This window comes from Mariniradius saccharolyticus AK6 (assembly GCF_000330725.2).
Lineage (GTDB): Bacteria > Bacteroidota > Bacteroidia > Cytophagales > Cyclobacteriaceae > Mariniradius > Mariniradius saccharolyticus.
This window is the reverse complement of the sequence record NZ_AMZY02000010.1, coordinates 449,798-465,370: the sequence shown is the minus strand read 5'-3', so window position 1 is coordinate 465,370 and position 15,573 is coordinate 449,798. Positions and strand designations below refer to the sequence as shown.

The 15,573-nt window shown below is 47.1% G+C and carries 12 protein-coding genes; 5 read left to right on the top strand and 7 right to left on the bottom strand.

What is annotated here, in order from left to right; translation table 11 throughout:
* The first annotated feature begins 38 nt into the window (after positions 1 to 38).
* From C943_RS11335 to C943_RS11295, 5 genes are all read left to right on the top strand, one after another.
* Positions 39 to 2,291, top strand: coding sequence for an ATP-dependent helicase (locus C943_RS11335; RefSeq protein ID WP_008627743.1), 2,253 nt, complete (start codon positions 39 to 41; stop codon positions 2,289 to 2,291).
* A 53-nt stretch (positions 2,292 to 2,344) separates the two neighbouring features.
* Positions 2,345 to 3,010 (top strand): DUF4290 domain-containing protein, encoded by a 666-nt coding sequence (locus C943_RS11330; RefSeq protein WP_040480240.1) that lies wholly within the window; start codon positions 2,345 to 2,347, stop codon positions 3,008 to 3,010.
* Complete coding sequence (gene murA / locus C943_RS11325) at positions 3,011 to 4,315, top strand: UDP-N-acetylglucosamine 1-carboxyvinyltransferase (protein WP_008627740.1); 1,305 nt, start codon at positions 3,011 to 3,013, stop codon at positions 4,313 to 4,315.
* Between the two features lie 157 nt (positions 4,316 to 4,472).
* Positions 4,473 to 5,669 carry a tetratricopeptide repeat protein gene (locus C943_RS11320; protein ID WP_008627739.1) on the top strand — a complete coding sequence of 399 codons (1,197 nt, stop codon included), beginning with the start codon at positions 4,473 to 4,475 and terminating at the stop codon, positions 5,667 to 5,669.
* A 1,887-nt stretch (positions 5,670 to 7,556) separates the two neighbouring features.
* Complete coding sequence (locus C943_RS11295; protein WP_169334618.1) at positions 7,557 to 7,913, top strand: hypothetical protein; 357 nt, start codon at positions 7,557 to 7,559, stop codon at positions 7,911 to 7,913.
* Between the two features lie 429 nt (positions 7,914 to 8,342).
* On the opposite strand, the gene trxA is transcribed toward C943_RS11295, so the two are convergent.
* The 7 genes from trxA to C943_RS11260 all read right to left on the bottom strand — a co-directional run bounded on the left by trxA (position 8,343) and on the right by C943_RS11260 (position 15,567).
* Positions 8,343 to 8,651, bottom strand: coding sequence for a thioredoxin (trxA, locus tag C943_RS11290; protein ID WP_008627736.1), 309 nt, complete (start codon positions 8,649 to 8,651; stop codon positions 8,343 to 8,345).
* A gap of 522 nt (positions 8,652 to 9,173) precedes the next feature.
* Positions 9,174 to 9,731, bottom strand: a complete 558-nt coding sequence (locus C943_RS11285) for an OmpH/Skp family outer membrane protein (RefSeq protein WP_008627732.1) — start codon at positions 9,729 to 9,731, stop codon at positions 9,174 to 9,176.
* Positions 9,732 to 9,744: 13 nt separating this feature from the next.
* A complete protein-coding gene (locus C943_RS11280) occupies positions 9,745 to 10,281 on the bottom strand; it encodes an OmpH/Skp family outer membrane protein (protein WP_008627731.1) in 537 nt (178 codons plus the stop codon).
* Entirely contained in the window at positions 10,281 to 12,971 is a 2,691-nt protein-coding gene (locus C943_RS11275; RefSeq protein ID WP_008627730.1) for a BamA/OMP85 family outer membrane protein, read from the bottom strand. The genes C943_RS11280 and C943_RS11275 overlap by 1 nt, the downstream gene beginning before the upstream one ends.
* A 9-nt stretch (positions 12,972 to 12,980) precedes the next feature.
* The gene (locus C943_RS11270) at positions 12,981 to 13,715 is read right to left on the bottom strand and encodes an undecaprenyl pyrophosphate synthase (protein ID WP_040480372.1); all 735 of its coding nucleotides are present in this window, start codon (positions 13,713 to 13,715) and stop codon (positions 12,981 to 12,983) included.
* Positions 13,716 to 13,794: 79 nt separating this feature from the next.
* Positions 13,795 to 14,547: a type IX secretion system protein PorG gene (gene porG, locus C943_RS11265; RefSeq protein WP_008627727.1), complete on the bottom strand. Its 753-nt coding sequence runs from the start codon at positions 14,545 to 14,547 to the stop codon at positions 13,795 to 13,797.
* A gap of 144 nt (positions 14,548 to 14,691) precedes the next feature.
* Positions 14,692 to 15,567 carry an NAD kinase gene (locus C943_RS11260; protein WP_008627724.1) on the bottom strand — a complete coding sequence of 292 codons (876 nt, stop codon included), beginning with the start codon at positions 15,565 to 15,567 and terminating at the stop codon, positions 14,692 to 14,694.
* Positions 15,568 to 15,573: the final 6 nt, after the last annotated feature.

The following is a 15,573-nucleotide window of genomic DNA, read 5'->3' as shown; positions in this document are numbered from 1 at the left end:
AAAAACCTTAACTTTGGAAGCTGTTGGAGTTTTGTTGCATGGATTATTTAAAAGGACTCAATCCCCCCCAAAGAGAAGCTGTAGAACATACCGAAGGGCCCCTGATGATCATCGCAGGTGCCGGTTCGGGTAAGACCCGTGTCCTGACGATGCGGATCGCGCATTTGATCCATGCCAAAGGCGTTGACCCCTTTCAGATTTTGGCCTTGACCTTTACCAACAAGGCGGCAAGTGAGATGAAGCACCGGATCGAGAAATTGATCGGACTGGAAGCAAGGAATACCTGGATGGGGACTTTCCACTCGACATTTGCCAAAATCCTGCGGGTTGAGTCGCATTTGCTGGGATATCCATCCAATTTTTCGATCTATGATACGGACGATTCCAAGTCGTTGATCAAGGCAATCGTCAAGGAAATGAAACTGGACGACAAGGTCTACAAGCCAAGTACGGTCCTTTCCCGTATTTCCGGTGCCAAAAACAGACTGATCTCGTGGGAGGCTTACCTTGGAAATGCAGACCTTAGAAATGAAGATGCGCTTGCGATGAAGCCGCTGATGGGCGAAATCTACAAGACTTATCAAAAGCGCCTTTTCAAATCCGGCGCGATGGATTTTGACGACCTGCTTTTCAATACCAATGTCCTCTTCCGGGATCATTTGGATGTGTTGAACAAGTACCAGCAGCGGTTTCGGTATGTGATGGTGGACGAGTTTCAGGATACCAATCTTTCCCAATACCTCATCACCAAAAAACTCGCTGCCGTGCACCAAAACATCTGTGTGGTGGGCGACGATGCGCAGAGTATCTATGCCTTCAGGGGTGCAGATATCCAAAACATCCTCAATTTTGAGCGGGATTATCCTGATTTGTTTGTGGTCAAACTGGAGCAAAATTACCGTTCTACCAAGAACATTGTCCAGGCAGCCAACAGCATCATTGCCAAAAATAAGGCCCAACTCAAAAAGGAAGTCTGGACCCAAAACCACCACGGCGAGCAGATCGAGCTGATCAAGGCAAGCTCGGACAATGAGGAAGGAAAGCTGGTAGCTACGACGATTTTCGAGGAAAAGAATAACAAGAAACTCAACAACTCGGATTTTGCGGTCCTGTACCGCACCAACTCACAATCCCGTGCCATAGAGGAAGCCCTTCGGAAAATGAACATCACCTACAAGATTGTCGGTGGATTGTCATTTTACCAAAGAAAGGAAATCAAAGACCTCATGGCCTATATGCGCTATGTAGTCAATAAGGACGACGAGGAGGCTTTCAAGCGGATTATTAATTTTCCGAAAAGGGGCATCGGAGACAGTACGGTCGAGAAAATGATCGTCGCGGCATACGAACATGATATCCCGCTTTGGGAAGTGATCCTCAATGCCACTAGTTTCCTGGGCGGTCGGGCAGCCAATGCCGTGGATGATTTCGCCACGATGATCAAGAGTTTTGGGATCGAAGTAGAGCGAAAGGATGCCTACGAAGCTGCCAATACCATTGCCAAGCAATCCGGATTGTTGAAGGAACTCTATGAGGACAAGACCATCGAAGGGCTCAACCGCTATGAAAACGTCCAGGAATTGCTCAATGCGATCAAGGAATACGTCGATAGTCCTGAGAATGAAGATAAAAGCTTGGGAGCGTTTTTGCAGGAAATTGCCCTGTTGACGGACAATGACCGGGACAAGGATACAAGCGACGCCGTCACTTTGATGACGATCCACTCTTCCAAGGGCTTGGAATTCAAGCAGGTGTTTGTGGTGGGCATGGAGGAAGACCTTTTTCCTTCCCAAATGATGATGCAAAGTCGGGAGGACCTGGAAGAGGAGAGGAGGCTGTTTTACGTTGCCACCACCCGTGCGATGGAAAAGCTCTACCTGACCTATGCTTTGACACGGTACCGGTTTGGCAGATTGCTTAACTGTGAACCAAGCCGATTTCTGGAAGAAGTCGATCCCGCTACCATTCGGGTCAATAAGCGGATGAGTACCGCGCTTTCAGGGGCATTGAGAAACGAGTCCGTCGAACCCCGTTCGGGCTTTATTGGCATCAAAGGTCCGCAGGTGAGGCCGATGACCACCGCCAAAGTCCATAGCCCGAGTCCCGACTTCAAACCATCCAATACCAACAACCTGAAGGAAAGCATGCTCGTGGAGCACCCGAAGTTTGGATATGGGAAGGTGCTTAGGATTGAAATTGAGGGACTTAACAGAAAAGCCACGATACAATTTGAAAATTTTGGAGAGAAAACATTATTACTTAGCTTTGCGAAGCTTCGAATCATCGACTGAACAATCCCTGATACAAGTTTTTTTCTTGATCACTACTTAGACGGGACAACCCCATGAGCAATACAGAAACCAATAAACAGTCCGTCATCCTGAAGGAGTACGGCAAAAACATCCAACGTCTTGCCGTACATATTTCTGCTATGGAGGATAGGGATAAAAGAACACAAAGCGCCTTTCTTTTGGTGGAAATGGTCAAACAACTCAACCCCCAAATGAAGGCAGAGAATGACCAAAAAATCTGGGACGACCTCCACATCATGTCCAACTTCAAGTTGGATGTGGATGGACCCTATCCCGCACCCGAACCCGAGATTCTTGACCGCAAGCCCAAGCGCGTCGGCTATCCGAAAGGAGAGGTCAAGTTCAAACACTATGGTCGAAACATCGAAAAGCTCATCGAGAAGGCTGTCGAAATCGAAGACGATGAGGAGCAGGAAGCTGCGATCATCTATATCGGACAGCTGATGCGGAGTTTCCATTCGACTTGGAATAGGGACAATTTCGACGACGGAATTATCCTTGACGATATCAAAACCCTGTCCAAGGGTAAGCTTCATATCGATTTGGACAAAGTCCGTGAAATGGGCCTTTTCGAAACCAATACGAGACGTGATTTCCAGCTTCCTTCTGAGCAAGAATCGGATCGTGCTGCCAAGCACCGCAGGAAGTTTGACCACAACAGAAGAAGAAACGGCGGCCACCCCAAAAAGCGTAGATAAATGTCATCATTCAAAGTCACCGGCGGCCTGAAGCTCAAGGGCGAAATTATTCCCCAAGGCGCCAAAAACGAAGCCTTGCAGATTCTCTGTGCTGTCCTGCTCACGCCCGAAAAAGTCACCATCCACAAGATCCCCAATATCCGGGACGTCGTGAAGTTGATCGACTTGCTTTCGGATATGGGAGTCAAAGTCGAGAAGCTCGGGCCAGAATCTTACAGCTTTGAGGCGGACAACGTAAACCTCCAGTATCTGGATACGGATGAATTCCTGAAAAAAGCTTCCGCACTGCGCGGGTCCGTGATGATACTCGGACCCTTATTGGCGCGCTTTGGACATGGACGTCTTTCCAAGCCTGGAGGCGACAAGATTGGCCGTAGACGGATGGATACGCACTTCTTTGGTTTCCAAAAACTCGGAGCCGAGTTCCACTACGATAGCAAGCGCGAGATTTACCATATCGATGGCAAAAACCTGAAAGGGGCCTATATGCTCTTGGACGAGGCTTCCGTGACCGGTACCGCCAATATCGTCATGGCAGCGGTTCTTGCAGAGGGCAAAACCACCATTTACAACGCGGCCTGCGAGCCCTACCTGCAGCAGCTTTGCGACATGCTCAACAGGATGGGTGCCAAGATCACTGGCATCGGTTCCAACTTGCTGCACATCGAAGGGGTGAAATCTCTCAAAGGTACCGAGCATACCATGCTGCCTGATATGATCGAAATCGGATCCTTTATCGGCATGGCAGCCATGACCCAATCCGACATTACGATCAAGGATGCCCAAATTCACCGCCTAGGGATCATTCCCGATACTTTCAAGCGGATGGGGATCAAGATGGATTTCAGGGGAGACGACATCCACATCCCTTCCCAAAGGCACTACGAAATCGACACTTTCATTGACGGATCGATCCTGACGATTGCGGATGCGATTTGGCCGGGATTTACGCCTGACCTGCTAAGCATCGTATTGGTGACGGCGACCCAAGCCAAGGGAACGGTATTGGTACACCAGAAAATGTTTGAGAGCCGATTGTTCTTCGTCGACAAATTGATCGATATGGGGGCACAGATTATTCTTTGCGATCCGCACAGGGCCACGGTGATTGGTTTGGATCGGAAGTATCCCCTCCGAGGCATCCGGATGACCTCACCCGATATCCGGGCGGGTGTTTCCCTGCTGATTGCGGCAATGTCCGCCGAGGGTACTTCGATCATCGACAACATCGAGCAGATAGACCGCGGCTATCAGCATATCGATCAGCGCTTGAATGCGATTGGGGCGAATATCCAACGCATTTGAGATATTAGGAAAAAATTCAACAACATACCAAAGCCTCCCGGGATTATACTCGGGAGGTTTTTTGTTTGAAAGTTTATGCCGTTTAACCATTGAAGGGCTTGAGGAAAATTTGGAAATCAAGTTCACTTATGATTCCGCATACCCGTATATTCATTCTATGAAATGGTGGATTTTCATAGCCTTGATTTTGTTCATTACCCCCGCATTTGGCCAGGACGAAAGGCTTGAGGAGAAGCTGGAAGAGGCGATGCGGCTTTCCGAACAGGGGCAGCATTTGGATGCTTATGCCGTTCTTTCCGGGATTATCCAGGATCGGCCTTACCTGACCGAACCCTACTACTACCGAAGCCTGGTCCGGGATAGGGCCGGAGACACGGAGGGCGCTTTGACTGACCTGAACAGCCTCCTAGAACTCGACCCCTTGCATTACGACGGCATCTTCCTGCGTGGCACGATGCGCTACCGCTTGGGCCAATACGCGCTTGCCCTCGAGGATTTCAGCAATCTGCTACATATTCCCCCCGGGCCGACCCAAACCATCATCTACCAGCGTAAGGGTTACCAGTCGGGTGTATCGGGTGTTTTTACCCAGCAAAGCGGCAACAATGCACATGTATTCGAAAACATCGGTCTTTGCCAGCTTGCACTTGGTGAGTGGCGGGAAGCGAAAAAGAGTTTTGACGAGGCGATTTCGCTGGCACCTGGGACCGCGGATTACTACCTGCATCGCGGCAGGGCTTTCGAAATGGCCGGTGATACCGCCCGGGCCAAGGAGGATTTCATGAAAGCGCTCGATATCAATCCTTATCACCCGATGGCCCATCAATACCTGGCTGCCTTGGCCAATGCCACCGGCGATTGGGAAAGTGCGGAGAAATTCTACGACCAAGCCATCGAGGACCAGCCGGACTTTGCGCTGTCCTACAAACAGCGGGGTTATCAACGCTTGCGGGCCGAAAAGTGGACTGAAGCCCTCGAGGACTTTGACAAAGTGCTGGAAATCCAACCCGATGACGCCGAAGCACTGAAGTACAAGGCTTATGTGCTCCAAAAGCTCAAGCGGGCGGATCAGGCATTGGAGTTGTACAACCGGGCGATAGGACTCAATCCCATGGACGCCCAGGCCTATTTTTCGAAGGGAAACATCCTGTACCAGAAGCAACAATACCTCGATGCGATTGCTGCCTATACCTTGGCACTGTACTACCAACCCGACCTGCTGCAGGCCAATTACCAGAGGGGCTTGGCTTACCATTATTTGGGAAAAAAGGCTGAGGCCTGTCGGGATTTACAAAAGGCCGCGGAGGCAGGCTTGAAGCAGGCCGTGGATGCGATGGCGAAGATATGTAAGTGAGGGAGCGCTATCCATCTTGAGTATGAATCACCTGATTCAACCATGCAAGGGTGTAGCTGTGCTACACGGAATAAACACGGAGTATACTCGGGTGGAGGTCGGGACACTGTCAGGACAGGGTCAGGACACTGTCGGGAGAGTGTCCTAGGAATAAGGGAGAATTGGCTGGGCTTTTGTAACTGAGGGATTTGTCGGGACTAAGCGTAGTTTGTAACTACGCTTTTCTATCCCTATGAATTTGTAATTCACCTGATCTCAAACTATATTCCGCTGTGGTGTTTGGTCTTGATTTCCAATTACAAATTGGGTTGATAAAAGGGTGTAGTTGCATCCAAGATAGCCATCGGGATACACCCAGCCACCACCGAAGGTACTTATTTCACTCAGGGGGGGCTAACGGCTTTACCCTTACACAGGTTTTAATAGGCTCTAATTTGAATGAATGGACAACGGGTGGAGATTCTAAGGGAGACCAGAAAGCAATAAAAACAGGTTACCGAAACATGGATAAGTGGATGAAATATTAGAATTATGAAAAAAATGGAATTCCCTACTATTGGTAGTGCATTGATATTTATAATCTATTTGATGCACCAACGTTTCTACTTTGATGCCAATCTATTATCGATAGATTGCCATAGGAAAGCGGAAGCAATTTACAATACGGGCTTGGGCATACCTGTATTTTTCGTATTGATATTTGCAGCTTTTTTGACAGCCTACAGTTTTCGAAAAGAAGTAAAAAAAAGAATTGTTGATTTTCTTTTAATTTCCATAGTTTTCTTCCATTGTATATATCTAGTAATAAATACATCTATATCAATACTTAGCTGATAAAGAGTTCCCCACCTGGGCGTAGAATGGCGAAGGCGCTAGGTGTAGTTTGTAACTACACCTTTTTATCATCACGAATTTGAAATTCGATTTTTTGACGTTAGTTTTAATTATGGGTGAAACATATCAGCCCCACCTGGGGATACACCCAGCCACCACCGAAGGTATATACTACACTCAGGGGGGGCAAACAGGGGAAGCGGGTGGACACCGAGTGATGCCAGTAAAGAATATAACAGACTATTTAAAGGTATTAAGGATTGAAAGTAGTAACGGATTGCAAGTTTTGCGGATGTACGATCAAGATTAAGGCAAAAGAGACAAACAGGTTAGAGCTCAGTAAAAGAGTAGGGAAATCCATCAACCTGCTTTGTCCCAGTTGTAAAAAAAGTTCCCGCTATCACCTTAACAAGATAAGGGCGGAACGTCCAATTATTTATGGCTTTGTTCATCCAGTGGCCATAGTTTTCGGAACGGCTGGAGTGGTAATGCTTTGGGATCATGGCACCGGAATTAATTCTTATAAATTAATTCCGGTTTTCTTAATCGTTTTGGGTAGTGTAGCGACAGCAATATCCTTCCACCTTAATCATAAGGTGAAGTACTTTAACGCTTTTCTTGTGAATTAGTCTACCCAATATATTTTGGTTCTTATGCTATGTGTTCGGAGTCTTTTTCTACCTTCTGTAAAAATCAGTTTGAGTTCCAATATAGTGTTTTCTTTTTTCCACTTGGCCGTTTTTTCTTTCCATCTCCGCCTGGGCGAAGTGTGGCGTAGGCGCAAGGCGTATCCCCCACCTGGGCGTAGAATGGAGAAGGCGCAAGCGTTTGTAACTACGCTTTTCGATCCCTATGAATTTGTAATTCACCTCATCTCAAACTATATTCCGCAGTGGTGTTTGGTCTTGATTTCCAATTACAAATTGGGTTGATAAAAGGGTGTAGTTGCATCCACGATGGCCATCCTGATACACCCAGCCACGACCAATGGTCTAAAATATACCTAGAAGGGTGTTTGAATCAATGATGATTAACTGGATTCAACCAGCCGTTGTGGAAATTTTGTTATACACCGAGATGGGAACGCTATTGAGATCGAACAGAATATTTAAGGCAGCTTTGGCGGCATCAATTTTAATAGGTGCATGTTGTTATCTTTATATAGTCGCACCTGATAAAGAAGATCGCAAAGCATGGGAGAATATCGAGAAAATAAGATTGGTAAAACTTGGAATGGACACGACTAGAGTGATCGAAATAATGGGGCAGCCTTTAGAAAAAAGAGTAGAGGGCGGAGAGCTTTATTTTGACTATGAGGTCCCCTCTGGATGGTCCCTTCAATGTCAGATCATTTTTGATTCACGAGGGAATGTAGTTTATCTCAGTCCTTTAGATCATTTCAATGAGTGATCAATTCTGTAATCTTTGTCAAGAGCTGATTCAACCAGTGGGTCAAGATTGGAGAAGGCTCTTGGAGTAATTGTCCAACCAGACAGGGTTTAATGGTGCGTTGGTTCAAGAGTATCCAGATGAATTGCCTATTACTTTGGGTAGGATTATTTTTTGGCAACACGTGACTTCATTGGGCGATTTTCATACTTCTTTTTTAGGCTAAAGCCCAGAGCTTGCATCATGTTCTATATAGCCCTCCAGCTAAAGCAGGAGGTAATTCCCAGCTAAAGCAGGAGGCAATTTTTGGATTATCGACTGGATCAGCGCTTCATAGGAATGGTGCTTTAGCGTATTCCTGAGGGATAGCGATAGATGGTTCTGGCCTTAGCCAATCAAAAATAGCATCGCGTACTATGCCATTTCCAGAACTCCAAAGGACCATCTTGGCTATCCAATGAATCCTTTCAATCCCTGCAGCAGGTCCCGCTTGGTCATGATGCCGCCTTTTCTCCAGAGGATTTTGCCTTTTTTGAACAGGATGTAATGGGGAATGGACCGCACGCCAAACTGCTGTGCCAATTGGGGATGCTTGTCGACGTTGAGCTTGTGGAGTTGGATTTTCCCATCCAATTCCCCGATGACGGCTTCTAGGACCGGATTCATTGTTTGGCAAGGCCCGCACCAGTCCGCATAGAAATCCACCAAAATGGCCGCTTCGGATTGTTGGATGATTTCCTTGAATTTTTTCTTGGGCATGGGAATCGAGCTGTCTGGGGGACCTGAACAAGCAAACCGAATGGTTCGGTTCCAGCTCACTTGAAATTTGTGCGCTGGGATTGGAGGCGGCGGACTGTGTCTAGGATCAAATCCTGCACTTGGGGAGTACTTTCAGGGTATCAACCTACTTTTTGGCATTTCTCTTTATTTCTTCCAATCTTTTGAATAGATCGGTTTTCGAAATTTCCCTGCCGTTTTTCTTTATTTGCTCCCAGATTTTTTCCCGATCCGATCCTTGGAAGGGATTGTTGCAGTTTTCAAGAAAATAGGAATGCTCAATTTTCGACATGATCAAAATTAATAGGAAACCATTTAAAAACCAGAAAAGAGGGCTTGGAGATGTTTGTAGGTATATTTATTCCGGAGAAAGAAAAAGTCCTGCGTCTGGGCACACAGGACAATAAAGAAGCTCACAAAAAAGCCCATCAAATTTCTTGACGGGCTTTTTGGAATTTCAAATGTTATCACGACAGCACCAGTATTGTGCACATCAAGCGCTTATCAGTTTCCTCCTGATGGAGCGGCTGGCGGAGTAGGGAGTTTGATACCCAATTTGGCCACGACCAATTCGGTAAACTTGTCTTCTTCCTTGGTGTAAAGCAGGATGGGAGAATTGCCGGCAGATTCCGCAAAGATGTGCGTGTAGTTGTGCTCGGCAGCTACTGCATTGATCGCGTTGAATACTTTCTGTTGTACAGGGGCCAAGAGTTCTTGCAGTTTCCTCTGATAGGAGGTCTGTGCATCCTGCTCAAACTTCTGGATGTCCTGCTGGAGTTTCTGCAATTCCTGTTCTTTGGCCATTCTGGCGTCTTCCGTCATGGTCTGTGCTGCTTGTTGGTAAGCCTGCACTTTCTTTTGGAAGTCCGTTGCTTTGGTTTGGATATTGGTCTGAAGCTGTGCTTGGTAATCCTGGATATCGGCTGCGATCTGCTCCATCTCCGGCATCAAGTCCATCAGTAATTCCACGTTGGTATAGCCAATTTTCAATTCTTGGGCTTGGGCTACGAATCCTACGCACATCAATGCGATTGCGGAAAGGACAACTTTAATTTTCATCATTTGTGTGTATTTGTTATTTGTTTTCTATTCCTAATTCTTCCAAGACAAACTCCGAGTAGTCATGCCTTGGATCTGTATAAATCATCAAAGGTCCAGCCGCTTTGTCAAACAACACCACAAGGTTGTTGCGCTTGCAGACCCGGTCGATGGCGTCGTAAATCTTGGACTGCAGGGGTTGGAGCAATTCTTTCTGCTTTTGGTAGTATTGGCCGTTGAGGCCAAATACCCGGTTATTGTAAGCGATTGCTGCCTTTTCCTTTTCCTTGATGGCTGTCATGCGCTCTTGGTACATTTCCTCAGTCAACAGGACTTCTTCCGCTTTGAGATTGGCATACATTTCCTTGATAGCCTGTTCCAAATCCTGTGCCTCTTTCTTCCACTCATTGCTAAGATTTGTTAATTCATCTTGTACGAGCTTGTAGTCAGGATGTTTGTTCAGGATAAATTCAGAGTCAATGTATCCAAACTTTTGGGCCTGAGCCGGTTGCGTCCAAATGCCCAAACCCAAAATCAGCGACAAAATTAACAATATAATCCGTCTTTCCATCATTATCTGAATTGTTGCCCAATCGTGAAGTGGAATTGAGGTCCACTTCGCTGGAACGTGCCTGGCGCCGCATCGAAACCATAACCCCAATCAAGACCCAAGAGACCGAAGGCAGGCATGAAAATCCTGGCACCGAAGCCTGCGGATTTCTTCAAATTGTAAGGGTTGAATTCCGCATAGGAGCCCCAGTTGTTACCTGCCTCAGCAAATCCCAAGAGGAAGATTGTTGCCGATGGATTGGGGGAAACCAAGAATCGGAGCTCCATGACGTATTTGTTATACACGATACCGCCATATGGTTCTCCGGTTCCCCTTGTCAATCGTCCCGGCGTGATAATCTGGTTTTCATAACCCCTCAAGCCGATGATTTCCTGACCAAGGGCGAAGTTGTTGAAAGTCATGCCATCACCACCCATCACGAATCTTTCCAACGGAATAATGCCGATTTTATTACCATAGGAGCCTAGGAAGCCCATATGTGCCCTTGTGGCAACAACGAATTTCTTGGAACCAAACAGTGGTGTGTAGAAGGTCGCGTCAAACATCCACTTGTGGTATTCCAACCACCTGAATTTTTCCTGGTCAGTCGATTCTGAATTGAGATTTGGATTCAGGGAAGCATAAGGTGGTGTAAGCGAAGCTACCAAAGAAATATTGGAACCCATCCTTGGGAAGATCGGGTTGTCAATGTTATTTCTAGCTACAGTTGTATTCAGTACGATGCTGTTCAGCCTTCCGGTTGGGAAGCTTAGGCCAAAATTCCTTCCAAATTCAAAGAAATCATATAATTGATATTGGAGTGCAGAACTGAATGAGAAGTAATCGTCAGGCCATGTCACCCTTTTCGCAAACCCGATGGTGGCACCGGTAATTTTGAAGAACCCAAGTTCCTGTGTTGGATTGGCGCGGTTTTGGAAATTGAGCTGTCTTTGTACGGAGTGGTTGAAGCTGAGGCTGAGGGCATTTGGCTTTTTCCCGCCAAACCAAGGTTCGGTCAGCGAGAAGCTGTAGTTTTGGAAAGAACGGCCGTTTGCTTGTACCCGGAGCGATAGTCGTTGTCCATCGCCAACCGGCAGTGGTTTCCATTTTTCGAAGTTAGTGATATTCTTGAGCGAGAAGTTGTTGAACACCAAGCCCACCGTACCGACGAAGCCGAAGAATCCACCCCAACCACCGGAAAGCTCGATTTGGTCATTGGGACGCTCTTCGAGTTTGAAAGTGATGTCTACTGTAGCGGTTTCGAAGTTTGGCTTGAGATCAGGTTCGATTTTTTCAGGGTCAAAATAACCCAATTGGGAGAGTTCCCGGATCGTTCTGACCAATAGGCTACGGTTGAACTTTTGGCCTGGAAGGATACGGATTTCCCGCATGACCACGTGGTCGGAGGTACGTTCGTTGCCTTGGATGTTGACCGAGTTGACCGTTACTTGTGGGCCTTCCATGATGCGTAGCTCGATATCGATCGAGTCCTCTACGACTTTTATTTCTACGGGGTCAATTTGGAAGAATAGGTATCCGTCGTTTTGATATAATGAACTCACGTCATCCTCCTTTTGGGGGTCGTAATTGAGACGCTTGTCGAGTTTTTCCTTGTTGTATACGTCACCTTTTTGGATACCAAGTCTGGATTGGAGTACTGCATCCGGATGCAGGTAGTTGCCGACAAAAGTGATGTTTCTATAGAAGTATTTCTTGCCTTCTTCTAGCGACAGGTCCACATTGACTGTATTGTCGGAAAACTTGTATACGGAATCCACCATGATTTCCGCGTCGCGGTATCCTTTGGAATTGTAGAAGGCAATCAGTTTTTCTTTGTCAGTCCGGTAGTCCTTGGTTACGAATTTGGAGGAACTGAGAAAATTCAGTTTGACAGTTTTGTTGATATAATCCTTTACCTGATCTTGGCTTACAGGATTTCTTTGGGTGATTGCGGCCTTGGTGGATTCGGTAGTAGCGTCGGATACCCTTGACAGCCAATCCCTCACCAAGTGCATCCTTGGGTGCTCCTTGGTTTTCTTGAGTTTGGATTTTGCCTGTGCTTCGCTGATTTCCTCCGCACCGTAAATCTTCACGCGGTTGATCTTGACCTTGGTCTTGGGATCGATTTGGAAGCGGAGTTTTACGGAATTGGGCAGGGTTGTATCCCGTTCCTGGACCACTTTTACTTCTGTGTTCAGGTAACCTTTGTCTCTGTAATACTGCAAAATACTGCGCTGGGAACTGGCCAATACATCATCCCTGACTACACGGCCCCTGATTTTGATCTTTTCCTTGAGTTCTCCTTCTTGTGTTTTGTTGATTCCAGCAAACTCGACCCGGCTGAATCTCGGTCTTTCCGTCAGTTCCAGCAAGAGGTAGATATCGTCTCCTTCCACCTTGGTGACCAGTATCTTGACGTCGCCGATGATACCTTGTCCCCAAAGTCTTTTCAGTGCGCTTGAGATTTGGTCTCCCGGCACGGAAATGACATCATCCACCCTCAGGCCGGACAGGGAAGTGACCGCAACTTCGTCCAGTGTAGTCAACCCGACGGCCTTGATTTCTGCGATACGGAATTTCTGGGGCTTCGAATAATTCAATTCCAAAATGTCCACTGGCCGTGTCGGCGTGTAGCGGCTTTGCCCCAGGCGGATTTGGGCCTGAGATTGAAAGAACGCCAACAGGAGGCAGAGGAATAGTAAACTCTTTTTCATCAAATCAAATTATTTTACTTGCGCCCCGGTCAGGCCAAACCTTCTTTCTCGTTTTTGATAGTCCGAGATGGCCTGTACCAAGTGCTCTTTTCTAAAATCCGGCCACAGTACCTCGGTAAAATAGAGTTCCGTGTAAGCCAACTGCCAAAGGAGAAAATTGCTGATCCGCAGTTCCCCACTGGTCCTGATCAAGAGTTCCGGATCAGGGATGTTCTTTGTATTTAAATTCGCAGCAATGACTTCCTGCGTGATTTCTTCTATTTTTAGTTCCTTGTTGACGACTTTTTCGACAATGCTTTGTACTGCTTCCCTGATTTCCCAACGTCCGCTATAGCTGATGGCGAGTACGACGGTCATTCCGGAATTTGCTTTTGTGAGTTCGATGGCTTCCTTAAGCTTGTTGTGGGCTTTTTTGGGGAGGGTATTGACGTCACCGATGGAGAGCAGCCTGATGTTGTTTTTCATCATGGTAGGTACCTCTTTGGCGATTGTTTCCACGAGGAGTTCCATGAGTGCGTCGACTTCGTCCTTGGGTCTTGCCCAGTTTTCGGTCGAAAAGGCATAAAGTGTCAGGAATTTTACTCCCAATTCGGCACAGCCTTCTACACATTCCCTGACGGCGGTGACGGCGTTTTTATGGCCAAATATCCGCATGGCGCCCTTTTGCTGGGCCCATCGGCCGTTGCCGTCCATAATTACCGCGATGTGTTGGGGGATTTTTGTTTTGTCTAATGATTCTTTCATTGCGTAGAATCCCGTACTCCTTATTTTTTGGAGGTACAAAAATGCTATTTCTTTTTCAATATTCTACGCTTCCAACCAATTAATAAGAGAAGCACTTGACGGAGTAAAATGAATAGCTGAGCGTCACACCGAGAAAATAATACCAATCCTTGTCGCTGTAATTTCCATAGTTATAGCCATAAAGCGCATTCGGATTGTTGGGGTCGGGGAACCTTGGGATGGAGGCTTGTTTGCTGTCGATCTTGTCCAGGTTATCCGTGAACGTGGCCCTGAATCCGAGCTCTGTCGCGAGTATCCATTGCTTGCTCAGCTTGTACTTGATGCCAATACCAAAGGGAATCACGGGTGTGCTTACCAAGTAGGTCCCCGCATCGGGATCACCTTGGAAGGTTTGTCCGCTTCCGGAGAATGTGGAATATCCCAAGCCCAAGAAGCCATAGGGCGAAAACCTGTACCGTGCCTGTGGATGCATGAAGTCGAGGAAATGATACTCTGCCACGACCGATACCTCCGCAAGACTGCCCTTGAAGAATCCATTGCGCAAAGCTGCCGCAGGATCTATTGGCCTGAGGCTGTCCGCGGCATTGAGGCGCGCAAAGGAAATGCCCCCTCGTATGGACCATACATTGTCAAAATTTCGTCTGCCAAACAACGTGCCTTGAAAACCCAGTTGCTCGGGATTGACCAGCCGGGTAATATCCCCGGAATAAGTGGCCACTCCCAATCCCCCGCCGAAGTCATATTTCTGTGCGAAGACCCCCAACGGAGCCGCTACAAATAGTGCTATCAACAGGCAAACAAAGGATGAAATCCTGGACTGATTCTTTTTCAAGACGCTGCAATTTATGAAGTACACAACGATATAAAAACCCGTTTCCGTATTTGCCGGGTTAATTTTTGTTAATCAAAATCGGTATAAAATTCCCCTTTTTCGAAGGCAAACCCATTGGTGAAAGGACGCCCCGAGCGGGTACTTTTAATTACGCATGTCAAATCCCCAATTGAGTTTTTGACGGAGGGTATCAAAATAACTGTTTGGTGCGAATTTGACTAATTTGGCGGAAAAATCAGCCTTTTTCACCTTCAATTTTACAGAGGCATCAATCGGCATGGACCTCGAGTCCAAAGAGATCAGGAATTTTTCGCTTCTGCCTTCAATCCTGAAGCTGATTTCGCTCTCGTCCGACACGATAATCGGCCGCACGTTGAGATTGTGTGGGCTTACTGGGGTGATGACGAAGTTCCGCGCACCGGGCGTAATCAGCGGGCCTCCGCAACTCAGCGAATATCCAGTAGAGCCAGTCGGTGTCGCTATAATCAATCCATCCGCCCAATAGCTGTTGAGGTACAGGTCATTGATGTAGGTATGCACCGTGATCATCGAGGAGGTATCGCGCTTGTGGATCGTGAATTCGTTCAGCCCGAAATTCAGCCCGTTGAAATGAGCCTTATCGGATTCCAAACTGAGGAGTGACCTCGCTTCGAGGGTGTATTTTCCGGAGAGGAGATTTTGTATCGCGTCGTTGATATTCTCTTTTGCGACTGTGGCAAGGAATCCCATCCGTCCCGTATTGATACCCAGGATCGGTACTTCGGTACGTCCTACTAGGCAGACGGTATCGAGTAAGGTACCATCGCCACCGACCGAAAACACAAAATCCATTTCTTCAATGGCAGTTTTCGAGAGCGTTTCGGGCAGCTTTCCTTTGTCAAAAAATTGTCTCTTGAGTGACTTGTGGAAGCTTTCGGTCAAATAAAACTGAATTCCATTTTCTTTCAGAAGTGAAAAAAGTGAGTGGATAGCCGGGAAAAATTCTTTCTGTACCCCAATCCCATGTAAAGCGATCTTCATCCAGGC

Bases quoted from the DNA above. Each gene is read 5' to 3' on its own strand.
- C943_RS11335 (WP_008627743.1), top strand. From the start codon at position 39: ATGGATTATTTAAAAGGACTCAATCCCCCCCAAAGAGAAGCTGTAGAA.
- C943_RS11330 (WP_040480240.1), top strand. From the start codon at position 2,345: ATGAGCAATACAGAAACCAATAAACAGTCCGTCATCCTGAAGGAGTAC.
- murA (WP_008627740.1), top strand. From the start codon at position 3,011: ATGTCATCATTCAAAGTCACCGGCGGCCTGAAGCTCAAGGGCGAAATT.
- C943_RS11320 (WP_008627739.1), top strand. From the start codon at position 4,473: ATGAAATGGTGGATTTTCATAGCCTTGATTTTGTTCATTACCCCCGCA.
- trxA (WP_008627736.1), bottom strand. From the start codon at position 8,651: ATGCCCAAGAAAAAATTCAAGGAAATCATCCAACAATCCGAAGCGGCC.
- C943_RS11285 (WP_008627732.1), bottom strand. From the start codon at position 9,731: ATGATGAAAATTAAAGTTGTCCTTTCCGCAATCGCATTGATGTGCGTA.
- C943_RS11280 (WP_008627731.1), bottom strand. From the start codon at position 10,281: ATGATGGAAAGACGGATTATATTGTTAATTTTGTCGCTGATTTTGGGT.
- C943_RS11275 (WP_008627730.1), bottom strand. From the start codon at position 12,971: ATGAAAAAGAGTTTACTATTCCTCTGCCTCCTGTTGGCGTTCTTTCAA.
- C943_RS11270 (WP_040480372.1), bottom strand. From the start codon at position 13,715: ATGAAAGAATCATTAGACAAAACAAAAATCCCCCAACACATCGCGGTA.
- C943_RS11260 (WP_008627724.1), bottom strand. From the start codon at position 15,567: ATGAAGATCGCTTTACATGGGATTGGGGTACAGAAAGAATTTTTCCCG.